Annotated in this window: 24 protein-coding genes and 1 pseudogene; 11 read left to right on the forward strand and 14 right to left on the reverse strand. The window is 67.6% G+C overall.

Annotated features, from left to right (window positions below; genetic code table 11):
* Positions 1–221: pseudogene (locus tag EJC49_RS25640) on the forward strand (hypothetical protein); the annotation flags it as partial.
* Positions 222–303: 82 nt separating this feature from the next.
* Entirely contained in the window at positions 304–900 is a 597-nt protein-coding gene (locus EJC49_RS11425) for a Uma2 family endonuclease (RefSeq protein WP_126700062.1), read from the forward strand.
* Positions 901–922: 22 nt separating this feature from the next.
* On the opposite strand, the gene EJC49_RS11430 is transcribed toward EJC49_RS11425, so the two are convergent.
* Complete coding sequence (locus tag EJC49_RS11430) at positions 923–1,081, reverse strand: YqaE/Pmp3 family membrane protein (RefSeq protein WP_126700063.1); 159 nt, start codon at positions 1,079–1,081, stop codon at positions 923–925.
* Positions 1,082–1,344: 263 nt separating this feature from the next.
* On the reverse strand, positions 1,345–2,121 hold the full coding sequence (locus EJC49_RS11435) for an MBL fold metallo-hydrolase (protein WP_126700064.1): 777 nt from the start codon (positions 2,119–2,121) through the stop codon (positions 1,345–1,347).
* A gap of 302 nt (positions 2,122–2,423) precedes the next feature.
* Between EJC49_RS11435 and EJC49_RS11440 the strand changes: the two genes are divergently transcribed.
* From EJC49_RS11440 to EJC49_RS11450, 3 genes are read left to right on the forward strand one after another with little or no spacing between them, the layout of a single operon-like run.
* Positions 2,424–3,725, forward strand: a complete 1,302-nt coding sequence (locus EJC49_RS11440; RefSeq protein WP_126700065.1) for an efflux RND transporter periplasmic adaptor subunit — start codon at positions 2,424–2,426, stop codon at positions 3,723–3,725.
* Complete coding sequence (locus EJC49_RS11445) at positions 3,722–4,423, forward strand: ABC transporter ATP-binding protein (protein WP_126700066.1); 702 nt, start codon at positions 3,722–3,724, stop codon at positions 4,421–4,423. Before EJC49_RS11440 ends, EJC49_RS11445 begins: the two co-directional genes overlap by 4 nt.
* On the forward strand, positions 4,423–5,631 hold the full coding sequence (locus EJC49_RS11450) for an ABC transporter permease (protein WP_126700067.1): 1,209 nt from the start codon (positions 4,423–4,425) through the stop codon (positions 5,629–5,631). Before EJC49_RS11445 ends, EJC49_RS11450 begins: the two co-directional genes overlap by 1 nt.
* A gap of 7 nt (positions 5,632–5,638) precedes the next feature.
* Here the strand turns inward: EJC49_RS11450 and aztB are convergent, their stop codons facing one another.
* The 3 genes from aztB to EJC49_RS11465 all read right to left on the reverse strand — a co-directional run bounded on the left by aztB (position 5,639) and on the right by EJC49_RS11465 (position 8,822).
* The gene (aztB, locus tag EJC49_RS11455; RefSeq protein WP_126700068.1) at positions 5,639–6,502 is read right to left on the reverse strand and encodes a zinc ABC transporter permease AztB; all 864 of its coding nucleotides are present in this window, start codon (positions 6,500–6,502) and stop codon (positions 5,639–5,641) included.
* Positions 6,499–7,377 carry a zinc ABC transporter ATP-binding protein AztA gene (gene aztA / locus EJC49_RS11460; protein ID WP_126700069.1) on the reverse strand — a complete coding sequence of 293 codons (879 nt, stop codon included), beginning with the start codon at positions 7,375–7,377 and terminating at the stop codon, positions 6,499–6,501. The genes aztB and aztA overlap by 4 nt, the downstream gene beginning before the upstream one ends.
* 113 nt (positions 7,378–7,490) lie before the next feature.
* The gene (locus EJC49_RS11465) at positions 7,491–8,822 is read right to left on the reverse strand and encodes a DNA polymerase IV (RefSeq protein WP_126700070.1); all 1,332 of its coding nucleotides are present in this window, start codon (positions 8,820–8,822) and stop codon (positions 7,491–7,493) included.
* A 70-nt stretch (positions 8,823–8,892) separates the two neighbouring features.
* On the opposite strand from EJC49_RS11465, the gene EJC49_RS11470 reads away from it, so the two are divergent.
* Positions 8,893–9,483: a GNAT family N-acetyltransferase gene (locus EJC49_RS11470; RefSeq protein ID WP_126700071.1), complete on the forward strand. Its 591-nt coding sequence runs from the start codon at positions 8,893–8,895 to the stop codon at positions 9,481–9,483.
* A gap of 36 nt (positions 9,484–9,519) precedes the next feature.
* On the opposite strand, the gene EJC49_RS11475 is transcribed toward EJC49_RS11470, so the two are convergent.
* Entirely contained in the window at positions 9,520–10,173 is a 654-nt protein-coding gene (locus tag EJC49_RS11475; protein ID WP_126700072.1) for a hypothetical protein, read from the reverse strand.
* Positions 10,170–10,496 (reverse strand): DUF3572 domain-containing protein, encoded by a 327-nt coding sequence (locus EJC49_RS11480; protein ID WP_126700073.1) that lies wholly within the window; start codon positions 10,494–10,496, stop codon positions 10,170–10,172. Before EJC49_RS11480 ends, EJC49_RS11475 begins: the two co-directional genes overlap by 4 nt.
* 173 nt (positions 10,497–10,669) lie before the next feature.
* Here EJC49_RS11480 and EJC49_RS11485 point away from each other — a divergent pair, with 173 nt between their 5' ends.
* A complete protein-coding gene (locus EJC49_RS11485) occupies positions 10,670–11,041 on the forward strand; it encodes a response regulator (protein ID WP_126700074.1) in 372 nt (123 codons plus the stop codon).
* Positions 11,042–11,069: 28 nt separating this feature from the next.
* Entirely contained in the window at positions 11,070–12,437 is a 1,368-nt protein-coding gene (locus tag EJC49_RS11490) for a PleD family two-component system response regulator (protein WP_126700075.1), read from the forward strand.
* A 475-nt stretch (positions 12,438–12,912) separates the two neighbouring features.
* On the opposite strand, the gene rpmG is transcribed toward EJC49_RS11490, so the two are convergent.
* The 6 genes from rpmG to topA form a co-directional block, all read right to left on the reverse strand.
* A complete protein-coding gene (gene rpmG, locus EJC49_RS11495) occupies positions 12,913–13,080 on the reverse strand; it encodes a 50S ribosomal protein L33 (protein ID WP_040995604.1) in 168 nt (55 codons plus the stop codon).
* Positions 13,081–13,232: 152 nt separating this feature from the next.
* Positions 13,233–14,426 (reverse strand): MFS transporter, encoded by a 1,194-nt coding sequence (locus EJC49_RS11500; RefSeq protein ID WP_126700076.1) that lies wholly within the window; start codon positions 14,424–14,426, stop codon positions 13,233–13,235.
* 16 nt (positions 14,427–14,442) lie between these two features.
* The gene (locus tag EJC49_RS11505) at positions 14,443–15,183 is read right to left on the reverse strand and encodes an NUDIX hydrolase (RefSeq protein WP_126700077.1); all 741 of its coding nucleotides are present in this window, start codon (positions 15,181–15,183) and stop codon (positions 14,443–14,445) included.
* 33 nt (positions 15,184–15,216) lie between these two features.
* On the reverse strand, positions 15,217–15,651 hold the full coding sequence (locus EJC49_RS11510) for a DUF983 domain-containing protein (protein ID WP_126700078.1): 435 nt from the start codon (positions 15,649–15,651) through the stop codon (positions 15,217–15,219).
* Positions 15,652–17,991 (reverse strand): ribonuclease R, encoded by a 2,340-nt coding sequence (gene rnr / locus EJC49_RS11515; RefSeq protein ID WP_126700079.1) that lies wholly within the window; start codon positions 17,989–17,991, stop codon positions 15,652–15,654.
* A gap of 5 nt (positions 17,992–17,996) precedes the next feature.
* Positions 17,997–20,651, reverse strand: coding sequence for a type I DNA topoisomerase (gene topA, locus EJC49_RS11520; RefSeq protein ID WP_126700080.1), 2,655 nt, complete (start codon positions 20,649–20,651; stop codon positions 17,997–17,999).
* 324 nt (positions 20,652–20,975) lie between these two features.
* Here topA and EJC49_RS11525 point away from each other — a divergent pair, with 324 nt between their 5' ends.
* The gene (locus tag EJC49_RS11525) at positions 20,976–21,209 is read left to right on the forward strand and encodes a hypothetical protein (RefSeq protein ID WP_126700081.1); all 234 of its coding nucleotides are present in this window, start codon (positions 20,976–20,978) and stop codon (positions 21,207–21,209) included.
* 329 nt (positions 21,210–21,538) lie between these two features.
* Positions 21,539–21,943 carry a DUF6481 family protein gene (locus tag EJC49_RS11530; RefSeq protein ID WP_126700082.1) on the forward strand — a complete coding sequence of 135 codons (405 nt, stop codon included), beginning with the start codon at positions 21,539–21,541 and terminating at the stop codon, positions 21,941–21,943.
* Between the two features lie 7 nt (positions 21,944–21,950).
* Here EJC49_RS11530 and EJC49_RS11535 read toward each other — a convergent pair whose 3' ends face one another.
* Positions 21,951–23,153, reverse strand: coding sequence for a winged helix-turn-helix domain-containing protein (locus tag EJC49_RS11535; protein WP_126700083.1), 1,203 nt, complete (start codon positions 23,151–23,153; stop codon positions 21,951–21,953).
* Between the two features lie 220 nt (positions 23,154–23,373).
* On the opposite strand from EJC49_RS11535, the gene EJC49_RS11540 reads away from it, so the two are divergent.
* Positions 23,374–23,862, forward strand: coding sequence for a GyrI-like domain-containing protein (locus tag EJC49_RS11540; protein ID WP_126700084.1), 489 nt, complete (start codon positions 23,374–23,376; stop codon positions 23,860–23,862).
* The last annotated feature ends 100 nt before the right edge of the window (positions 23,863–23,962 follow it).

Genomic DNA, 23,962 nt, shown 5'->3' on the forward strand with positions numbered 1-23,962 from the left:
GCCATCACGGCGGCCCCGGCTGGCACGGCGGCCCGCGCTACGGCCGCGGCGTCTGCGCCCCGGGCCACGCGCTCCAGAAGGCCCGCGGCATGGGCATCCGCAACGCCCGCATCGTCGACGTGAACCATCGCACCATCCGGGTCGACGGCCGTGATCGCGGCGGTTGGGTCCGCGCCGTCTTCGCCAACGACCGCGGCTGCCCGGTCGTGCGGGTCCGCTAACGCCAGAACCATCGAACGGCCTCAGAAACCCGGCGGCGACGCCGGGTTTTTTGCGATTCGCGGCCGTGCTATGCTTCCCCGCATGAACGAGCGCTTCATTCCCGTCGCGACGTCCGAGCTGCGCACCACCCAGGCCGCCGAAGGGCTGCGCCGCCGCGCCTTCACCGTGGCCGAGATCGAGGCCATGGTCGAGGCCGGCATCATCGCGGAGAACGAACGTTTCGAACTCATCGGTGGGGAGGTGGTGCCGATGTCGCCGAAGGGCCTGCGCCATGAACGCCTGAAGACATGGGTGATGCGGCAACTGGCCCGTCAACTGCCCGACACGATCGGCTTCACGCCCGAGACGACGTTCCGCCTCTCGCCCGACACCTTCCTCGAACCCGACTTCGTGCTCTACGACACGACCGTCGGGCTGGAAGGGCTGAACGGCGCGACCTGCCTGCTGGCGATCGAGATTGCCGACACCAGCCTCGACTACGACAAGGGCCGCAAGGCGCTGATCTTTTCAGGCTTCGGCATTCCCGAAATCTGGGTGATCGATGCCGTCACGCGGCTCACCACCGTCTTCCGTGACCCGACGCCGATCGGCTACCGCCGCGTCGTCGTCCGGCCGGAAGATGCGCTGACGGCGCTGAACGCGCCGGGGCTGGAACTGCGGCTTTCCGATTACAGCTAGGTCAGCCGCGACCTACTCGGCCTCATTTCCGCACCACCACCCAGATCGCGTGGATGATGCCCGGCACGTAGCCGAGCAGCGTCAGGAGGATGTTGAGCCAGAAATGCAGTCCTAGCCCCACCTGAAGAAAGACGCCGAGCGGCGGCAGGATGATGGCGGCGAGGATGCGGACGACGTCCATGATGCTGGCTCCGAAAGCAAGAAAAGGAAACGAGCCGCAACAACGTCGCACCGGACGGATCGTTCCGGCCGGGTTTTACGGGAAGCCGTCGGAAGCATCAGGTGGTTGCCGCGATGTGGAAGCGGCCGCAAGCCGGGCGTTCCGATGCGGGGAGGCTGCGAAAGCGCTTGAAGGTTCTGCACGCGTAGGGCGTGGGCCTGACGCGGTTCGCCCCGGCGAGCGTGGACGACGGCATCGCCGGGGTGAGCCATTTCGCGGCCGGGTCAGCCGTACCAGGCGCCCATCACGACTTCGGTCTCCGCGTCGGAGGCCGCGACCTTGTCGGCGAAGGCCTGCGGGTCGCTGTCGCGGTAGTGGTAGGGGTAGACGTAAGCCGGCTTGAACTCGGCGACGGCCGAGGCCGCCTGGTCGACATCCATCGTGAAGGGCAGGTTCATCGGCACGAAGGCGATGTAGATGTCGGTCAGCGCCCGCATCTCCGGAATGTCCTCGGTGTCGCCGGCGATGTAGACGCGGCGGCCGTCGATCGCCATGACGTAGCCATTGTCGCGGCCCTTCGGATGGTAGCGCAGGCGCTCCTCGGTGGTGTTGTAGGCCGGGATCGCCTCGATCTCCATGCCGTCGACCGTCGTCGTCTCGCCATTGGCGATGGCGGTGGCCTTGGCCTTCAGGTCGTCGGACAGCATGTCGTAGACGGCCGGGTTGGTGACGAGCCGGGTGTTGTCGACGACCAGCGCCGCCAGCGTGTCGGCGTTGTAGTGGTCGCCGTGCTCGTGCGTGATCAGGATCAGGTCCGGCGCCGGGTGGGCCGCATAGGCGGCGGGTTCGCCGACCGGGTCGCAATAGATCACCATCGACGGCGTCGTCATCACGAAGGAGGCATGATCGATCGGATGGATGGTGATCCGCCCCGTCTCGGTCTCGTAGGCGTCGCCCCCCTCGGACTGGGCAAGCGCGGCATAGGGCATGATCGTGGTCAGGCCGATGCTCGTGATTCCGGCCAGGCCAAGGCCCAGCGTTGCACGGCGTGTGATCGTCATGTCGTCCTCCATCGGAATTGATACGGAAGCGCCGCGGCATGTCGGGCGACGGCTGGTTGGAAGGTAGCGCAGGCGCGCCGTGCGGCGACCGTCCTGCCGTTCAACTTTTCATGAGGACGCCTCGCCGCCGTCCGGGCGCCCGCTTCCCGGCGATAGATGATCCAGCGCAAAGATGAGCAAGAATTAACTTGTAAGATGAAGGGGCTCCGCCGATTTGAGGCGGGAAGAGGACGCTGCGTGAGGTTCCAGCCCCGGTCGTGCGCCGGGGGCCGGTTCCGGCTTCCGCGTCAGAAAGGCCGGTCATGGATCAGATCGTCGAGAAGCCGAAGCCGGCGCAGGCTCCATCGATCGAGACGGCGCTCGGCCTCGAGCCGGGGGGCGGCCGGCCGCGCCGGTCCTGGCGCATGCCCGTGGTCGTGGCGCTGGCGGTGATCGCCGCCGGCGGATTCTATGCCTGGTGGAGTTCGGGGCAGGGCGCCCAGACGGTCGCGTTCTCGACGGTGCCGGCGGCGCGCGGCAACCTGACCATCGAGGTGTCGGCCACCGGCACGCTGCAGCCGCTGACCCAGGTGGACGTGTCGAGCGAATTGTCGGGCGTGGTGCGCTCGGTCGCCGTCGCGGAGAACCAGGAGGTGGCCCGGGGCGACGTGCTCGCGGCCCTCGACACCACGAGCCGCGCCGCGCAGGTCGAGCGCGCCCAGGCCTCGCTCAAGGCCGCCGAGGCGCGGCTTGCCGATGCGCAGACCACCTTGCGCGAAAGCGAGCAGACGCTGACGCGCACGCAGAACCTGTTTTCGCGTGGGATGGTTTCCGACCAGGCGCTGGAGAGCGCGGTGGCGACGCGCGACCGGGCGCAGAGCGCGGTCGCCATCGCCGATGCCAACGTCGCCATCGCCGCCGCGGACCTGACGATCCAGGAGACGGATCTCGCCAAGAGCACGATCTACGCGCCCATCGACGGCATCGTCCTGTCGCGCGACGTCGACCCGGGCCAGACCGTCGCCTCGTCGCTGTCGGCGCCGGTGCTCTTCGTCATCGCCGAGGACCTGACGACGATGGTGCTGAAGGCGGCCATCGACGAGGCCGACATCGGCGCGGTGAAGAAGGACCAGAAGGCGCGCTTCACCGTGGACGCCTATCCGGACCGGACCTTCGACGCGACGATCTCCGACATCTCGTTCGCCTCGGTGACGACCGACAACGTGGTGACCTATGACGCGAAGCTCGCCGTGGACAACCAGGACCTGTCGCTGCGGCCCGGCATGACGGCGACGGTGACGATCGTGACGCGCGAGGCGAACGGCGTCATCACCGTGCCGAGTGCCGCGTTCCGGTTCCGCCCGCCCGTGGTCGACCAGTCGAGCGGCTGGAGCCTCGACAGCCTGTTTGGCGGGCGCCGCATGGGACGGATCTTCGAACGGCGCAGCCCGACGGTGGCCGGCGACGGCAGCCGCACGATCTACGTGCTGCGCGACGGCGCGCCCGTCGCGACCAGGGTTCGCACCGGCGCCACCGATGGCGAGGACACCGAGATCCTGTCCGGCATCGAGGAGGGCGATCCGGTGGTGGTGGGCACCCGCACTGGCGGGGACGCGGCGCGATGAGCGCACCGCTCCTGTCCTTTTCGGGGGTCTGGAAGACCTACGGCCGCGGCGAAGCGACCGTCCATGCGCTGGCGGGGGTGGAGCTGGAGATCGAGCGCGGCGATTTCGTCGCGATCATGGGGCCTTCCGGATCCGGCAAGTCGACCGCGATGAACATCATCGGCTGCCTCGATACGCCGACGCGGGGCGTCTACGCCTTCGACGGCATCGATGCCGGGCGCCTGGACCGGCAGCGGCGCGCCATCCTGCGCAACCTCTACATCGGCTTCGTCTTCCAGGGCTACAACCTGCTCGCCCGCACGACAGCGGCCGAAAACGTCGAACTGCCGCTGGTCTATCGCGGCGTGCCGTCGCGCGAACGGCGGGCCCGCGCGCTCGCGGCGCTGGACCGGGTGGGGCTGACCGGGCGCGAGAACCACACACCGGCCGAACTGTCCGGCGGACAGCAGCAGCGCGTGGCCATCGCCCGGGCGATCGTGTCGGAACCGACGCTGCTTCTCGCCGACGAGCCCACCGGCAACCTGGACACAGCGCGCAGCCACGAGATCATGGAACTGCTCATCGAGCTCAACCGGGAAAAGAACCTCACCGTGGTGATGGTGACGCACGAGGCCGACATCGCCGCCTATGCGGATCGCCAGCTCAAGTTCCTCGACGGCAAGGTGGCCTCGGATTCCCGCGTGACGGAGATGGCCTGATGATCTGGGAAGCGGTTCGCCTGGCCCTGACCTCGGTTCGACGCAATGCCCTGCGCTCCTTCCTCACGCTGCTCGGCATCGTGATCGGCGTGGCGGCGGTGATCGCCATGATCACCATCGGCACGGGAACGACGGAGAAGGTGAAGGCGGACATCGCCAAGCTGGGCTCGAACCTTCTGGTGGTGCGCTCCGGCGCCGATACGGGCCCCGGCGGGCCGCGGGTCGCGGCGCGGCCGCTTTCGCAGCGCGACTACGAGACCTTGTCGTTGCGGCTTGCCGACGTCGAGGCGGTCTCGGCGGCCTCGCAGTCGCGGGTGCGCGTCGTGTTCGGAACCGAAAGCCTGCAATCGGCGGTGACGGGCACGGACGATTCCTACTTTCCGGCCCGCAACTGGGCGCTGACCTCGGGCCGGGTCTTCAACGATTCGGAGCTTCGAGCCGGCTCGAACGTCTGCATCATCGGCACCACCGTCAGCCGGCAGTTCTTCGGCGCCGGAGATCCGGAAGGGTCGACGATCCGGGTCAAGCAGATGAGCTGCCGGGTGATCGGCCTGCTCGAATCGAAGGGCTTTTCCGGCTTCGGGCAGGATCAGGACAACGTCGTCATGATGCCGCTCGCCGCCTTCCAGCGGCGGATCGCCGGCAGTCGCGACATCGAGACGATCTACGTCGCCGGCCGCGACGGCGTCGCCACCTCCCAGATCCAGGCGCGGATGGAGGACCTGCTGCGCGAGAGCCGGCGCGTGGCGCCCGATGCCGATGACGACTTCTCCGTGCGCGACATGACCCAGGTTGCCGATGCGATGACCAGCGCGACGACCGCCATGACCGGCATGCTGGGCGCGGTGGCGGGAGTCTCGCTGCTCGTGGGCGGCATCGGCATCATGAACATCATGCTGGTTTCGGTGACGGAGCGGACGCGCGAGATCGGCATCCGGCTCGCCATCGGCGCGCATGAGCGGCACATCCTACTGCAATTCCTCGTCGAGGCCACGGTCCTGTCGGCGATCGGCGGGCTGACCGGCGTCCTGCTCGGCCTCGGCATCGCGGGCGGCGTCGCCTATGCGCTGTCGATCCCGTTCAGCCCGTCGGCACTGATCGTGCTGATGGCCTTCGGCTTCTCGGCGATGATCGGCATGGTGTTCGGCTTCTTCCCGGCGCTTCGGGGCGCGCGCCTCGATCCGATCGACGCGCTGCGGCACGAATAGGGCGTCGTCAGGCCGCCTTGTGGCGATGGCGGCTGCGCACGGCCATGAGCCCCCGGGTGCCGAACAGGATGGACAGGAGATAGGCCGCGCCGGCCGACAGCACGATCGCAGGCCCCGACGGCAGCGCCGCGTGATAGGACAGGAGCAGGCCCGACAGGCTGGAGGCCAGGCCGATCGCCACGGCAAGGACGCACATCGGCCCGACGCGCGCGGTCCAGAACCGGGCTGCGGCGGCCGGCAGCATCATCAGGCCGACCGAGAGCAAGGTGCCCAGCGCCTGAAAGCCGCCCACTAGATTGAGGACGACCAGCGCCAGGAAGGCGAAGTGGACGACCGTGCCGATCCGGCTGACCGAGCGGAGAAACAGCGGATCGAGGCATTCGGCCACCAGTCCGCGCCAGAGAACGGCGAGCGTGACCAGCGTGATGGCGCAGATCGCGCCGATCAGCGTCAGGGCGTCGTCGTTCAGCGCGAGGACGGTGCCGAACAGGACGTGCATCAGGTCGACGCTCGACCCGCGCAGCGACACGATCATGACGCCGAGCGCAAGCGAGATCAGATAGAAGGCGGCCAGCGAGGCGTCTTCCTTCTGCAAGGTGAAACGCGACACGGCGCCGGCGCCGAGCGCGACCACCGCCCCTGCGATCAGGCCGCCGATCGTCATGGGAACGATGGCCAGGCCATACAGAAGAAAGCCGATCGCCGCACCGGGAAGGATGGCATGGGCCATCGCGTCGCCGGCGAGACTCATGCGCCGCAGCATCAGGAACACGCCGACGGGGCAAGACGAGATCGAGAGCAGGACCGCGCCGAGCAGCGCGCGCTGCATGAAGGCGAACTCGATGAAGGGCGACACGAGGAAATCGATCATCGGCCGCCTCGACCCGAGCCGTGGCCGTGCGCCGGTGCGCCGGCCGGCCGCGGATGTTCGTGACGGGCGTGGCCGTCATGGTGATCGTGCGAGTGACCGTGATCGGGCCCGCCATGCACGTGATCGGGCCCGCCATGCACGTGATCGGGCTCGCACCATGGCGCATCGTCGCTCCAGGCCTCGTCGAAATTGCGGGCGCGGGCGAGATTTTCGGGAATGAGCACGTCCAGGGTCGGTCCCCAGGCCACCTTCCGCCGCGACAGGATGAGCGTCTCGGGAAAGTGCCGCCGCACCAGGTCGAGGTCATGGGCGACGACGAGGATGGTTCGCTTCTCTCCGTGCCAGAGCCGGATGAGGGCGACGAGATCGGCGACCGTGTTGACGTCGATGGCGTTGAAGGGCTCGTCGAGCAGGATCAGGTCGGCGTCCTGGACGAGAACCCGGGCAAACAGCGCGCGCTGCAACTGGCCGCCGGAAAGCGTGTCGAGCGGCCGGTCCTGGAACCCGTCCAGCCCCACGGCCTGCAGGGCCTTGCGGCAATTGGCGTGGTCGGCCGCGTCGTAGCGGCCGAGCAGGCCGCGCTTGCCCCACAGGCCCAGGCGCACGAGGTCGATCACGCGCGCGGGAAAGGTGCGGTCGATCTCGGATTGCTGGGCGAGGTAGGCGATGCGTGTTCCCGGCGCCACGCCGACCTGGCCGCCGAGCGGAGCGAGCACGCCGACGATGCCCTTCATGAGCGTGGACTTGCCCGATCCGTTCGGCCCGACGACGGCCGTCAGCGACCCTCGCGCCACGTCGCCCGTCAGGTGATGGACGGCGGGATGGCGGTCGTATCCGAGTGTCAGGTCGCGAAAGGCGAGAACGGGCTGGGTCATGGCATCATCGGCCGGCGAAACTGCGGCCCGGCAGTCGATATGTTATGTTGTTACGTCCGTCAACCTCGACGCCCGGCGGCGGCGTTGCCGCGACGGGGCGCGCGGTGGCCGGGTCACTCGTCGCCCTCGCGCTGCGGCCGGGCATTGCGGCCGCGGCCGAAGGTGTAGCCCGTCTCGACCGCCGCCTTGCCGAACTTGTCGCGCAACCGGTCGATGGCGCCCTCGGCCAGCGCACGCTTGCGGGAGCCAAGATCGACGAGGTCGGGCGGATCGGCGCGCGACGCGTCGGACAGATCGCTGACGCCGATCCCGATCAGCCGGTAGCGGGTGCCGTCGGTTTCCTTGCGCAGGAGGTCCAGCCCCGTCGAGAAGATCCTGTCGGCGAGGCGGGTCGGGTCGGCGAGCTGCCGGTTGCGCGTGCGGATCCGAAAGTCGCTGGTCTTGAGCTTGAGCACGATCGTGCGGCCGGCGATCCCGGCCTTCTTCAGCCGGGTCGAGACCTTTTCCGACAGGGCGCGCAGCACCGGCACGAGGTCCTCGGACGATGCGAGGTCGGTGTCGAAAGTGGTCTCGGCCGAAACGCTCTTGGCTTCGTGCTCGGCGTGGACCTTGCGTTCGTCGAGCCCGCGCGACAGGTGATAGAGCCGGTCGCCCATTGTGCCGTAGCGCTTCATCAGCGCGCTGCGTTCCATCGACTGCAGCTGGCCGATGAGCCGGATGCCGTCGCGTTCGAGCACCTCGGCGAACGCCTTGCCGACGCCCCAGATCATCGTCACCGGCTTTTCGGCGAGAAACGAAACCGCCTCCGCCTCGCCGATGACGGAGAAGCCGCGCGGCTTCTGGAAATCGGACGCGACCTTGGCGAGAAACTTGCAATAGGACAGGCCGACCGACGCGGAGATGCCGATCTCCTTTTCCAGCTCGCGCGAAAACCGCGCCAGCACCAGCGCCGGCGGCATGCCGTGCAGCCTTTCGGTGCCCGACAGGTCGAGGAACGCCTCGTCGATGGAGATCGGCTCGACCAGCGGGGTAAGCGCCTGCATCATCGCCCGGACCTCACGGCCGACGCGGGCATATTTGTCCATGTCCGGCTTGATGACGACCGCCTGCGGGCAGGCGGCGAGCGCCTTGAACATCGGCATGGCGGAGCGGACGCCGTTGATGCGTGCGATGTAGCAGGCGGTCGAGACGACGCCGCGCTTGCCGCCGCCGATGATGACGGGCCGGTCGCGCAGCTCGGGCCGGTCGCGCTTCTCGACGGCGGCGTAGAACGCGTCGCAGTCGATATGGGCCAGGGACAGCGCGTAGAGCTCGGCATGCCGGACGAGGCGCGGACTGCCGCAATGAACGCAGCGGCGGGCGTTCCGCTCCACCTGGAGGCCCAGGCAGTCGCGGCAGAAACCGGCCGAGGGATCGTTGACAGCAAACGGCATCGATGCGAACATAAAGAGAACAAACCGCATCTTAATCGAGCCACCGGACCGGGGCAAGACGACCCCTGACGAAGGACTTGCGATGACAGCCGACCTGCAGGACGTGGATGTCCGGCCGTTGACCTTCGACCTGTGGCCGGCGCTGGAGGATCTGTTCGGCCCGCAGGGCGCCTGCTACGGGTGCTGGTGCAGCTATTTCCGCCTCCCGCCGGCGCGGCGGCGCGCCGGCACGCGCGAGACCAACAAGGCACATCTCCAGAACCGGGTGGAAGCCGGCCCGCCGCCGGGGCTGATCGCCTTCGAGGATCGCCGGCCGGTGGGCTGGATGCAGATCGGTCCGCGCGCCGACGTGCCCGAGTGGAACAATGCGCGCCGGGTGTCCGCGCCGCTCGAGGGGGAGAACGCCGCCGCTCCTTCCGGGTGGGCGATCTCCTGCTTCTTCATCCGCTCGAAGGCGCGGGGCAAGGGCCTTTCCCACCGGCTCGTGGCCGAAGGCATTCTGTATGCACGCCAGAACGGCGCGCGGATCCTGGATGCCTGCCCGATCGACGAGGCCAAGCAATCGAAATCGGTCGGACTGTTCGTCGGCTCGACACGGATCTTCGAGGCCGCCGGCTTCCGCCAGGTGGCGCTTCGCAAGCCCGGACGGCCGCTGATGCGGCTGGAGTTGTGAGAGGAGACGCAGCCGGCGGGATGCCGGCCGCGCGCGTCAGACGCCGAGCGCTGCGGCGATCTTCGGCCCGGCCTCGTGCCAGTCGGTCACGACATGGATGCCGTCCGGCGGCGGTGGCAGGAGGTCGCGCAGCGTGTTCTCGGCCATGAGGTGGAACAGATGCGTGTCGGGAACGCTCTCCTTCGCCGAGACGAGGTTCCGCGGCTGGTCATCGACGAAAGCGACCGGCCGGCCTTTCGGGCCGCGCAGGCTGCGGATCGCAGGCCCCTTGGCCATTTCGGTCGTGACCAGCGGATAGGTCAAGCCGAGCCTGTCCAGATGCAGGCGGCGGGCATCGCGATGGCGGTGCGGCATCGCGGTCAGGAGCACGATCTCGACGTCTGTTGCGAAGCCGGCCAGCGTTTCGGCGGCGCCGTCGGTCAGCGTCTGCCAGTCCGACTGGGCGACGAAGAAGGCGTCGAGCAGTTCGGTCACCAGCGCCTGTTCGGCGGCGGCGCCGGTCTGCAGGTGGTGGATGTTGCCGGTCAGGCGAAACGAATCGAACGTCAGCCGGTAGCCGAGGCCTTCGAGATAGCGGGGAAAGGGCCGTACGAAATGCAAAAGCACGTCGTCGACGTCGAGGACGAGAAGGGGACGGTCGTCCAGCGCCAGCGCCGCGATCTGGCGCGCGGTCTCGGGATCGTCGCTCACATGGACCTCTCGAAATCGTCTGCGCCGCCTGGCAGCGATCGCGCGGCGCGGCCCACGGCGGCCGGATCGGTCCCGGTCGCCTCGCAGAATGCCATCAGGCTGGGTTCGTGCGAGAGCAGGAAGCCGAGCACGCCCGCCAGAAAGCCGGGCTCGACCGCGGCGCGCCTGATCTGGTCGGCTTCGATGCCGCTGATCGCCAGGAAGCGCGGCATCAGGACCGGGTCGGAGGCGATGAAGCCGAGCGCGTCGATGGCGAGCGCTTCGGCATCGCCTCTGGAGACCGTCGATGCGCCGGCGCCGGGCGGGATTCTTGAAATAGCCATGGCCCGCTCATATGCCGTCGGGACATGACACGCAACGCCCCAGCCGGCGCCGCGCATGGCGCTGCAATGCGATTCGTCTTTCGTCAATCATATTGCGCTAACGTCTTCGGCACGATGGGACGGGAACGCGACGGCGGGGAACACCGAAAGTCGCGGGCTGGGTGGGACAAGCAATGGCCAAGAAGGTGATGATCGTCGAGGACAACGAGCTCAACATGAAGCTCTTCCGCGACCTGATCGAGGCCAGCGGCTACGAAACCGTTCGCACGCGCAACGGGCTGGAGGCGCTCGACCTCGCGCGCGCGCACCGCCCCGACCTCATCCTCATGGACATCCAGCTTCCCGAGGTTTCGGGGCTCGAAGTCACCAAATGGCTGAAGGAAGACGACGACCTTCACTCCATACCGGTGATCGCGGTCACGGCCTTCGCCATGAAGGGCGACGAGGAGCGGATCCGCCAGGGCGGCTGCGAAGCCTACATCTCCAAGCCCATTTCGGTGGGCAAGTTCATCGAGACGATCAAATCCTACCTGGGCGACGCGTGAGCGGCGCCCCGACCGACGGACATTCGGCATGACAGCGCGCATCCTCGTCGTGGACGACGTTCCGGCCAATCTGCGGCTCCTCGAAGCCCGGCTGCTCGCCGAATATTTCGAGGTGCTGACGGCCACCAGCGGCGCGCAGGCGCTGGAACTGTGCGAAACCGGCCGGGTGGACGTCGTCCTGCTCGACATCATGATGCCCGAGATGGACGGGTTCGAGGTTTGCCGGCGCATCAAGGCGGACCCGGCGACGGCGCACATCCCGGTGGTGATGGTGACGGCCCTCGACCAGGTCGCCGACCGGATCCGCGGGCTGGAGGTGGGCGCGGACGATTTTCTCACCAAGCCGGCCAACGACCTCCAGCTGATGACGCGCGTGAAGAGCCTCGTGCGGCTCAAGGTGCTGTCGGACGAGCTTCGGCTGCGCGCCTCGACCACGCGGGCGATCGGCGTGGAAGCCCTCATCGCCGGCACCAGGAGCCCCGACGGCGGCCTGCCGCGCATCCTTCTGGTCGACGGGCAGCCCGGTTCGGCGCTTTCGATCCGCGCCAAATTCGCCGACGCGGCGATGGTGGACGTGACGCACGATCCCCAGGACGGCCTGTTTCGGGCCGCGGAAGGGGCCTATGACTGCATCGTCATCACCACCGCGTTCGAGGGATTCGATCCCTTGCGCCTCTGCTCGCAGCTGCGCTCGCTCGACCGCACCCGCTTCCTGCCGATCATCCTCGTCGTCGAGCCGGGCGACGACATGCGCGTGGCGCGCGCGCTCGAACTCGGCGTCAACGACTACATCGTGCGCCCGCTCGACCCGCAGGAGCTGATCGCGCGCATGCGCACCCAGGTGAAGCGCAAGCGCTACAACGACCATCTGCGCGCGTCCGTCACCGAAACCATCGAACTGGCCGTGACGGACGGCCTGACCGGCCTGCACAACCGACGCTATCTCGACAGCCACCTGCTTACGCTGGTCGACCGGGCGCAGGCGCGACGTCGTCCGCTGTCGCTGATGATCACCGATCTCGACCGCTTCAAGGCCATCAACGATGCCTGGGGCCATGATGGCGGCGATGCGGTGCTGAGGGAGTTCGCGGGCCGGTTGCGGCGCAGCGTGCGCGGCGTCGATCTGGCCTGCCGCTATGGCGGCGAGGAGTTCGTCGTCGTCATGCCCGACACCGACGGACCGACCGCCGAGCGGATCGCCGAGCGGCTGCGCAGCGACGTGGCCGCAGAGCCTTTCGCCGTGGGCGATGCACGGGTTCCGGTCACGATCAGCGTCGGCGTCGCCCAGATGTACGATCTGCACGACGACGCGGCGTCGCTGATCAAGCGCGCCGACCGCGCATTGTACGATGCCAAGAACGGCGGCCGGAACCGGGTGGTCGGCCGCGCGGCCTGAGACGCCTGCGGGGAGAGCAGCCCCCAACGACCCAAAACGGTACAGTTTCAGAGGTCTTGCGGCGAAAGTTTACGTTAACATGACGTAAAGTGCCGACATGATTAAGAAACTGTTGATTTTTATCCAGGGTTGCGCAAATCTCCGGTCACAAGGATGCAATCGCGAAGCCGCGAAACCCTTTCTTGCGTCCAACCCAGATACCCCATGATGCTCAGGTCCGCCGCATCTCCTGGGTTCCGTGGGGTTGGCCGGCCGGTGCTGACGTCAAGTGGCCTCCTCGTACCGCTGTCAGTCGCCGGCCGGCCGCCTTTGACGACGATCCCCTTCATCCAAGAACCTGGCGTGCTGGCCGCGACGCGCTCGCCCTGCCAGGCTGCCGCTCCCGTCGCGCGGCGAGACGAATGCGGGCGGGCAGTCCGAAACGCAAAACGCCGCCCGAAGGCGGCGTTCGAAAGGGTGGACGGCGCTGGACCGTCTACTTGATCTTCGTTTCCTTGAACTCGACGTGCTTCTTGGCGATCGGGTCGTACTTGCGGAACGACAGCTTGTCGGTCTTGGTGCGGCTGTTCTTGCTCGTCACGTAGAAGAAGCCGGTGTCGGCGGTCGAAAGAAGCTTGATCTTGATGTTCGCGGCTTTGGCCATGACAGATGTCCATCCTGTATGTTGGGGCTTCCGATCTCACGCCATGAGGCGCGCGACGGTCCGACCGTCCGCGGAAAGTTCGCCGTGACTTAAACGAGCGGGCTCGAATGTCAAGGGCATCGGGCCGCGAAACATGCCGCGGGCCGGGGTCTTCATGGCGCGCGCGCCAGCATGCGAACGAAGGCGAGCAACAGGTAGGCGGCGAAGAACAGCGCCAGCGACCATGCAAATCCATGGGTTCCCACCGCGTCCATGCCGAGGCCGATGGCCTGCGGGCCGAGGATCATGCCCAGACCGTAGCAGAAGACGAAGGCGGCATTGGCCGATGCGAGGTCGCGTCCGCTGAGTCGCGAGCCGAGATGGGCGAGGCCGATCGTGTAGAGGCCGGCGACAACGCCGCCCCAGACGAACAGGACGGCGGCGGTCGCGTGCCAGTTCGAGGCCAGCCAGGGCAGGGCCAGCATGCCGGCGAGGCCGACGAAGGCGCAGGCGGCGAGCATGATGCGGCGGTCGCGCGTGCGGTCGCTGATCATGCCCAGCGGCACCTGCAGGAGCACGTTGCCGAGCCCGATCGCCGTGAGCAGCAGGGCCGAGTCCGCCTCCGAATATCCGAGACGCGCGCCATAGACCGGGAACAGGGCGAAGCCGCCCGTCTCGACCGCTCCGAACACCAGGACGGCCGCCGTCGCCGTCGGCACGAGCAGGATGTAGTGCGAGAACCGCTTGCCGGCCGCGCCGCCGGAATGGCTCGATATGTCCGGGCTCTCCCGCCATGCGGCGATCACCGGCAGGGCGGCCAGCAAGGTGATGGCGACGCCGGTCCCGAAGGGTGCGAAGCCTTCGCTGCCGATGCGGGCGAACAGCCACGGGCCGAAGGCAAAGCCCAGCGAGAGCACGGTGGCGTAGATGCCGAGCACCAGCCCGCGCCGGCGCGGCGGCGCCGACGCGCTGATCCAGAATTCCGACAGGATGAAGAGGAGCGTGATTCCCACATGCATCAGGGCACGAAGGACGATCCACATCCCGTAGTCGTCGGTGAAATAGAAGCCGGCAAAGCAGCTGGCGCCGAGCGCGATGGCGATCAGCATGGTGAAGGCGACGCCGAGACGCGTGGCGATGGGAATCGCCAGCGGCGCCACCGCCACCGAGGCGAGGCCGGCCACCGCGGTGTTGAAGCCGATGGCCGTGGCGGAATGGCCGCGTTGCTCCAGGATGATGGACAGCAGCGGCACGCCGAGGCCGATCGCCACCCCGACGGCGGAAATGGATGCGATGGCGGCGGCGAGCGACAGCCATTTCACGCCTTCAGGCGCGTCGCCGTGATCGACCGGAACGACCCCCGTCATGTGTTCTGGCCCACTCTCAGACGAGATCGCGCGTGAAGCGGTTGCGCAACATCCTGTAGAAGGGAACGGGATGGCCAGGCTTCAGGTCCGGGTCGCCGTCGAGCCGGGTCTTCAACTCGTCGAGCACCGTGCGCGTGATGGCGGGGATCTCGGCCTTCTTGGCGTCCTCGATGGACAGCCAGCAGAGCTCCTCGAGCTCGTTGGTGGGGCCGCCCTCCGGCAGTTCCACGGCCACGTCATCCCGCCAGGCGGCGAGGAACCGGGTGTCGTAGCGACGCACGCGTCCGGGCGGCGTGATGGCGCGCGCGATGAAGCGCAGGCGATCGAGCTCGGGCGTCACGCCGTGTTCGACGAAGCCCTGCCAGCCCGGTCGGGTCGTCCTGAACGCCATGGCGCGACCGATCAGCAGTCCCGCTTCCTCGTAGGTCTCGCGAATCGCCGACAAGGCGATGGCGCGGGCGCGCGCGGCCGAAGCGCGGGTTCCCTTGCCGACGATGCGCATCTCCTCTTCCGGGAGCAGCGGCGTCGCGGTCGGAACGCGGCTGTCATGCGGGTCGGTGCGCCCGCCGGGGAAGACGAAACGGCCGGGCATGAAGGCGTGGCTGCGATGGCGCCGGCCGATCAGCACCTTCACCTCGGAACCCGATCGGTCGAGAAGGATCAGCGTCGCCGCGTCCCGAGGGCGCATCGGCTTGCCGCCGAGCGCGAAATCCTTGTTCTCGGCCTTGTCGACCTCGGATCGCGTCATGCCCTCCATGGAGAGCGTCCTCCCTCGTCAGTGCGGACGCCGTCAGGCTTCCGGATGCGTCTCGAGTTCCTCGGCATGGCCGCCGAAGCCGTGCATGTACAACGCCCACTGCAAGCCGACAACGGCTCCCTTGATCGGCTGGAGAAGCGCAATCGACGACAGGATCGTGATCGGCACCCATATGGCCAGATGCGTCCACATCGACAGGTCGGTGGTCGCGTCGGCCCCCATGAAGGCGGCCACGACGACGTGTCCGACGATGAAGATCACGAGGTAGGCGGGAAGATCGTCGGCGCGGTGATGGTGAAACGCTTCGCCGCATGCATCGCAGCGCTCCGCCGTGCGGGCGAAGCCCGAGAAGAGCCGGCCGTCGCCGCAATGCGGGCAGCGGCCCATGAAACCGCGCTTCATCGCCTGCCACAGGTTCCGCTCCGGGCGGCCGGAGTGGCTTTCGCCCCCAAAGGTCTGTCGTTCCATCTATTTGCTCCTTCCGCGGCCGGACTGCGCCCGCCGTGGTGCCTTTGACTGAAGCCTCCGCGTCTGTCCCTTCGCCTTGTGAAAGGAACGCGTTGCCGCAGGCAACGGTCGAGGTTCGCTCAGCATCTCGAAGCGCATGCTTCCGGCCAGAGGCGCGATCTCGACCAGTTTCACTTCCACCGAATCGCCGAGGCGGAAGCCCTTGCCGCGCCGCTCTCCGACGAGGGAATGCGCCGCTTCGTCGTAGATATAGTAGTCATTGCCCAGCGTTGACACCGGTACGAAGCCATCCGCGCCATACTGCGGCAATCTGACAAAGAGCCCGGCCTTGGTGACGCCGCCGATGCGGGCTTCGAAGGTTTCGCCCTTGCGGGCGGCCAGATGCTCGGCGATCAGCCGGTCGACCGTGTCGCGCTCCGCGGCCATGGCCCGTCGCTCGGCGGCCGAGATCAGCGCGGCGGTGTCCTCGAGACGCGCTTCCTCGCCCGGCGTCAAGCCATCCTTGCCGAGACCGAGGGCGGCGATGAGCGCGCGATGGACGATCAGGTCGGCATAGCGACGGATGGGCGAGGTGAAATGGGCGTACCGGCGCAGGTTCAGGCCGAAATGGCCGATGTTGCCGGGCGCGTATTCCGCCTGACTCTGAGACCGCAGCACCACCTCGTTGATCAGGGTTTCGTTGTCCTGGCCCCGCGCCCGTTCGAGGATGGAGTTGAACTGGGAGGGGCGCAACTGCGCTCCGCGTGCGAGCGACAGGCCGACCGTCTGCAGGAACTCGCGCAGCGATTCCTGCTTGGCGAGCGACGGCGCGTCATGAATGCGATAGACGAGCGCCTGCTTCCGCGCCTCCAGGGTTTCGGCGGCGGCGACGTTCGCCTGGATCATGAACTCCTCGATCAGGCGGTGCGCCGCGAGCCGTTCGGGGACCGTCACCCGGTCGACCGTTCCGTCGGGCTTGAGGACGAGCTTGCGCTCAGGGAGGTCGAGTTCCAGCGGCCCGCGCTGGTCCCGGCCGCGCGACAGGACCGCGTAGGCGTCCCAGAGCGGCTTCAGGACGCCGTCGAGCAAGGGGGCCGTCGTCTCCGTCGTCTCGTCCGGTGCGCCGTCGATGGCGGCCTGCGCCTGCTGGTAGGCGAGCTTGGCCGACGAGCGCATCATGATGCGATGGAAGGCGTGGCGGACCTTGCGGCCGTCGGCCGCAAAAGTCATGCGCACGGCCAGCGCCGGACGGTCTTCGCCCTGCCGCAGCGAGCAGAGGTCGTTGGAAATGCGCTCGGGCAGCATCGGCACGACGCGATCGGGAAAATAGACGGAGTTGCCGCGCTTCAGCGCTTCGCGGTCGAGCGCCGATCCCGGACGGACATAGGCCGCGACGTCGGCGATGGCGACGGTGACGACGACGCCGCCGGGGTTGGCCGCGTCCGTGTCGGGTTCGGCAAACACCGCGTCGTCATGATCCTTGGCGTCGGCGGGATCGATGGTGACGAGCCGGACATTCCTCCAGTCCTCGCGCCCTTCGAGGGAAGCGGCCCCGGCGGCCTCTGCTTCCTCCAGCACGTCGCGCGGGAACACATGGGGAATTTCGTGCGCGTGGATGGCGATCATCGAGACCGCCTTCTCGCTCGTCAGCGACCCGACGACCGAAACGACCTTTCCGCGCGGCAGCCCGTAGCGTGTCGGGCGAAGCGGCTCGAGCTCGACGAGGTCGCCGACCTGTCCATCGCCCAGATTTTCGGGATCGATCAGCATTTCCGGCTGGCGGCGGTCGACGGCCTCGGTGCGCAGCGTGCCGTCGGCGAGCTGGCGGATCACGCCGAGCACCGTGTCGCGCCGCTTCTCGAAGACCTTCATCACCCGGCCGGTGTAGTCGGGTCCGTCGGCCTCCTCGCCCGGGAACACACGGGCGAGAACCCGATCGCCGATGCCGGGGACAGGGCCCTTGCCGATCTTCGAGGCACGAATGGCGACGACGACGTTCGTGTCGACGTCCGACTGGGTTTCGGAGGGCCTTGCGAGCAGACCGCCATCGGTATCGCGGCCATAGATCTCGAGGACCGCGACATGGGGAAGGGCGCCGGGCCTGTGCAGCCGCTTGGCGCGCTTTTCGAGCAGGCCGTCGTCCTGCAGGTCGGCCAGCAGCGCCTTGAGCCAGATGCGATCGTCGCCGCGCAGACCGAAGGCCTTGGCGATGTCCCGCTTCGACGCGCGATCCGGATTCTCGGCGATGAAGGTCAGCACCTGATCGCGCGTGGGGCGAAAGGCGTTGGGTTCAGTCTCCGCGGCGACGGTATTCCCGCTCTTGCCGCGGGAGGTCTTCGTGCCGGGAACTCGTTTCGCCAAAGGCTTCAGCCCTTCTTTCCAGCGCTCGCCGCAGCGGGTTTCTTCGCGGCCGCCTTGGCCGGCGCCTTCTTCGGCGCGGCTTTCTTGGTGGCGGCTTTCTTGGGTGCGGCCTTCCTGGCCGAGGCGGCCTTGCCGCCGCCCGACTTGCCGGCCTTCTCGGCGATCAGCGCCAGGGCGTCCTCCACGGTCACGGTCAACGGTTCCTTGCCCTTGGGCAGCGTCGCGTTGACCTTGCCGTAGTTGACATAGGGCCCATACTTGCCGTCGCGCACGGTGATCTTGCCGCCGCCGTCGGGATGGTCGCCAAGGTCCTTCAACGCCGCGGCGGTGGCGCCGCGGCGGCCACCGCCGGCCTTGGAGGCGGCTTTCTCGGCCAGAACCGAGACCGCGCGGTTGATGCCGACCGAGAACACGTCCTCGATGGTTTCGAGATTGGCGTAGACCCCGTCATGGAGCAGGAAGGGTCCGTACCGGCCCAATCCCGCCGAGATCATCTTGCCGCTCTCGGGATGCTGACCGACATTGCGGGGCAGCGACAGCAGCGCCATCGCCTTTTCGTGATCGATGCTGTCCGGCGTCCAGCCCTTGGGCAGGCTCGCCCGCTTGGCCTCCTTGCCCTCGCCGCGCTGCACGTAGGGCCCGAAACGGCCGCTCTTGAGCGCGATTTCCTCGCCGGTGTGCGGATCGGCGCCGAGCGCCCTGTCGCCGCCGTCGCCGGCCTGCTCGCCATTGCCGTTGCCGTCGCCCAGCTGGCGGGTGAAGCCGCATTCGGGGTAGTTGGAGCAGCCGACGAACGCGCCGTAGCGGCCGAGCTTGAGCGACAGCTGGCCTTCGCCGCATTTCGGGCAGGAGCGCGGCTCGGTGCCGTCCTCGCGCGCGGGAAACACCAGCGGCGCCAGTTCCTCGTTCAGCGCCTCCAGGACGTCGGTGACCCGCAGTTCCTTGATCTCTTCCACCGAACCGGAGAACTCGCGCCAGAAATCGCGCAGCACGTCCTTCCACGCGAGACGCCCGTCGGAAATCTCGTCGAGCTTTTCCTCCAGCGCCGCGGTGAAGTCATACTCGACGTAGCGCCGGAAGAAGCTTTCGAGGAAGGCCGTGACCAGCCGGCCCTTGGCTTCCGGGATCAGCTTGCGCTTGTCGACCTTGACGTATTCGCGGTCTTCGAGCGTCTTCAGCGTCGCGGCATAGGTGGAGGGACGGCCGATGCCGAGCTCTTCCATCTTCTTGATCAGCGAGGCTTCCGAGTAGCGCGGCGGCGGTTCGGTCGAGTGCTTCACGGCGTCGATCTTCTCGCGCTTCAGCGTCTCGTCGGCGCGGATCTCGGGCAGGCGACGCTCGTCCTCGTCGTCGGTGTCCTCTTCCTTCTGGTCGGTGTAGGCGGCGATGAAACCGTCAAAGCGGATGACCGACCCGACCGCGCGCAGATTGGCGGTCCTGGCATCGTTGACGGCCTCGATCTCGACCGTGGTGCGCTCGATCTCGGCCGGCTGCATCTGGCTTGCGATGGCGCGCTTCCAGATCAGCTCGTAGAGCCGGGCCTGGTCATTGTCGAGATGAGCCCGGACAGACGCGGGCGTGCGAGAGAAATCGGTCGGGCGTACCGCCTCGTGCGCTTCCTGCGCGTTCTTGGCCTTGGCGGAATACTGGCGCGGCTTGTCGGGCAGGTAGCGCGCGCCGAACTCCTTGGCGATGGTCGCACGGGCGGCCTCGATCGCCTCGGGCGCCATCTGCACGCCGTCGGTTCGCATGTAGGTGATGAGACCCGTCGTCTCGCCGCCGATGTCGATGCCTTCGTACAGGCGCTGCGCGACCTGCATGGTGCGGGAGGCCGAGTAGCCGAGCCGCGAGGAGGCGGCCTGCTGCATCGTCGAGGTGGTGAACGGCGCGGCCGGGTTGCGCCGCGTGGGCTTGGCCTCGACCGACAGCGCCTTGAAGCTCGCCCCGTCGAGCATCGCCTTGATGGCGATCGCCTGGTCCTGCGTCTTGATGTCGAGCTTCTGCAGCTTCTTGCCGTCGAACGCCGTCAGGCGGGCCTCGAAGCTCTCCGAGCGGGGCGTGCCGAGCACCACGCCGATCAGCCAGTATTCCTCGCGGATGAAGCGTTCGATCTCCGCTTCGCGGTCGCAGACGAGCCTCAGGGACACCGATTGAACGCGGCCGGCCGAGCGCGCGCCCGGCAACTTGCGCCACAGCACCGGCGACAGCGTGAAGCCGACGAGATAGTCGAGCGCGCGCCGCGCCAGATAGGCGTCGACCAAAGGCGCGTCGATGGCGCGCGGATTGGCCATGGCGTCGAGCACGGACTGCTTGGTGATGGCGTTGAAGACGACGCGGCTGACGGACTTGTCCTTGATCGCCTTCTTCTGGCGCAACACCTCGAGCACATGCCAGGAGATCGCCTCGCCCTCGCGATCCGGATCGGTGGCCAGGATCAGGCCGTCGGCGTCCTTCATGGCCTTGACGATGTCGGCGAGCCGTTTGGCGGATGGGCCGTCCACTTCCCAGGACATGGCGAAGTCTTCGTCCGGCCGCACGGAGCCGTCCTTGGCGGGCAAGTCACGGACGTGGCCAAAAGAGGCGAGAACCTTGTAGTTCTTGCCGAGATACTTGTTGATTGTCTTGGCCTTGGCAGGCGATTCAACGACGACGACGTCCATGTGGTCTGATGCTTCCCTGGGCGACGGGAAAGTCCGGAGTTGGTCCGCACAGGCCGCCAATGTTGGAATTCTCCCGTCACATGGCGGGCGAAATCGCCATGGTCAAGCCCCAGCGCCGGAATAGCCCGCGGAGCGATGCAACCGCAGATTGGTTGTTTGAGGAAAGTAATGCAACTATAAATATGCCAATGCCTGCGGGGCGTGGTTGTACCGGGGAGGGGCGGCAAGATGACCGGCCGTTTCACGGATCGCGTCGAAAGTGTCTCCCAAGGCAGGGGGATTGCAACCGGCGAAGAGCCGGCTCGAGGAGACGCCGCCGCCGCCATGACCCGACACGAGAGCAACAGGACCACGTCTCCCCACGTCAATGCCTCGCAGCGCGAGGCGAGACTGGACTACATCCACGCCATGCTCGGTCAACTCCGGGGCATGGCGGAGATGGAGAAGCTCGACATGCTCGCCTATCTGATCGACATGGCCCGCGTCGAAGTGGGCGAGGTGTTGCGATCGCAGCTGCCCGCCCGCGTTCGTCCAAGGCGACCGTCCGTTCATCGCTGAGCCCCGCTCCCCGCCATCGCGCTCCAGCCCCGTCCGCCGGACGAAATCGCGAGACGAATGGTCGCGAATTCTCGGCCCGAGGCTTGACCTTACGGCGGCCAGGGACTAGATCGCGAGCGTTGCTCGGGCGATTTACCAGTAATGTGGCCGTGAATCGCTGTGCCTCAGGGGGTAACCCGGTGAGCCGCGATGCGACAATCTCCACTGCGGCTCGAACGAGCCGTTCCCATGATGGCGTAAACGCCCACCGATCTCGGTTTCCCGCTGATCGGCTCAAGCTCGGTCTACGTGACCAAATGCATATGCATTGAACAGGTTGAAGGTCAGAATTGAAGTACCGCGATAATTTCGTCGACAGGCGTCAGGACGCCTTGGCCGCAAAGGCCGCCCTCCTGGAGAAATTCAAGCAGCGCCCGGACGAAAGCGATCCTGAGTATCAGGCTCGCATGGCCGAGCGCCGCGCCATCGCCGAGGCCCGTGCCGAACGCGAGAAGGAAAAGGAAGCGCGCCGGCAGGCCAAACTGGCGGAAGAAGCGCGGTTGAAGGCCGAACGCGAAGCCCAGCGCGAGGCGGAACGCCTGGCGCGCGAGGAAGAAGAGCGTCGCGCGGCCGAATTGCGGGCGCAGGAAGAAGAAGCGCGTCGGGCCGAAGAGCTCGCCGAGGACGTCGCCCGCAAGGCGCGTCGCGACGCCCGCTACGCAGCCCGCAAGGCGCGCGTCCGCAAGATCGGCTGACCTCAGGTCAGGTCGTTCGCAACGCCTCGGCCAGGGCCGGGGCGAGATCGCCTCGGTCGGTGACCACGACGTCGTCGAGGTCCAGCCATTCTGCCATGAGACGCAAGTCACGTGCGAGCGATTGCGCGACGTGGCGGGGTGCGCCCTCTTCCGCGAAGGCGCCGTTCATGCGCAGGACGCGTGCGGCACGGTCGGCCTTCAGATCGAGCCTTGCGGCGAGTGCTTCGTCCAGCAGCCAGGGCAGGACGTAGTAGCCATGCGTGCGCTTGTGTGCTGGCGTGTAGATTTCGATGCGGTAGCGGAACCCGAACAGGCGCTCGGTTCTGCCGCGCTCCCAGATGAGGGGGTCGAACGGCGCGAGCAGGGCGCTGCCGCGTATCCGTCGCGGAACCCTCGTCCCCGCGGCGAGAAACGCCTTCTGGCTCCAGCCTTCCACCTTCACCGGCACGAGGTCGCCGTTTTCGACCAGTTCGGCGATTCGGCCGTCGGCCTGGTTCGGCGACAGGCGAAAATAGTCGCGCAGGTCGGCCGCCGTTGCGACGCCGAGCGCGTCGGCCGAAATCTTCAGCAGTCTTCGGATGGCGTCCGCGCGCGCGGGCGTCGGCTGGTCGTGGATCGCACGCGGAATGACCCGCTCGGGCAGGTCGTAGAGCCGCTCGAAGCCTCGCCGGCTCGCCGTGGTGATGCGCCCGGCCCAGAACAGCCATTCGAACGCATGCTTGGCGTCGCTCCAGCCCCACCAGCCGCCTTCGCCCTTCTGGCCGTCGATCGCCGACGCCGCCAGCGGCCCCTCCGCCTCGACCTTTCGGAAGATGGTCTCGATATAGTCCGCGCGCTCGCGCCCGAACCGGGCAAGGCCGCCATAGATGCCGCGGTTGTCGCGGGCATCGTGCATGCGCCACTGCATCAGGGGCCAGGTTTCGACCGGCAGGTAGGATGCTTCATGCGCCCAGTATTCGAAAAGCCGTCGCGGTCTTCGCGCGGCCGCATCGTCGATCAGCCGCCGCGGATAGGCGCCGAGCCGCGAAAAGGCGGGCATGTAGTGCGCGCGGACGACGGCGCTGACGGAATCGATCTGGAACAACCCCGTGCGGGCCAGCACCGCACTCATGTGCCGCCATGTTCGCGCCGCATCCGAGCGCCTTTCGCCGAAGCCTTGCGCGGCGAGGGCGATGCGTCGGGCCGATGCAAGGGATATCTGGGGCGTCATGGGGTGCCGTCCGGGGTGGCGGGAGCATGGGCGGTTGCGTCGACGACCTAACGCGGCGCCGCTCGCCGGCGTCAACCCGAAACCGTCCCGCCTGGCGTGGCTCCTGACGGACGCTGTCGTCACCTTGCAGGTCGGGACCCGATCCGGAACATGCTGGCCATCCGGCCTGCCGATGCTGTAGGCAGCAGGCATCGCCCCCGACCAGCGGACGTCCCCAGCCATGTGCCAGCTTTGCGAGGAAACCCGTCTCGACGTCTCCGGCTTCGCCGTGCTCGACCGCCCGGCGGAGACGCTGGTCGGCCTCGAATGGGAAGGCAGCCACGGCGAGGCCGCGGCAGGCTCCGTCCGCGCCACGCTGACGGCGCTTCAGGCCAGGCTGGGCAAGGGAGACCTCTGGAGCGGACCGATCATCGGCCTGTCCTTCAACGACGGACCCGAACGCTTTCGCTATTTCGCCGGCGTGGCGGCCGAAGAGGCGGTGCCGGTCGGCGGGCTCGTCGGTCTCCAACTGCCGCCACGCCGCTACGTGGCGTCGTGGCACGGACAGGCCGACGGCGACGTCGTGGCGCATTACGGACGGATGATCGCCTGGCTGACGACGAAGGGCATGGCCCGCTCCCTGGAGCCTCCGCACCATCGCGAGGAATATCCACGCGACGGCGTGTTCGACGGTCCGCCCGTGCTCAGACTGCTGCTGCCGCTAAGGTGAGCCCGGTTCGCTAAAGCGTGTCGCGCCCAACCCGATTCAACCCGGTCGGTTTGCCTTCGGCAGAACCGACCGCTTGAGGGTGCCGGTCGACCTTTCCCGC

This window comes from Aquibium carbonis (assembly GCF_003970795.1).
Lineage (GTDB): Bacteria > Pseudomonadota > Alphaproteobacteria > Rhizobiales > Rhizobiaceae > Aquibium > Aquibium carbonis.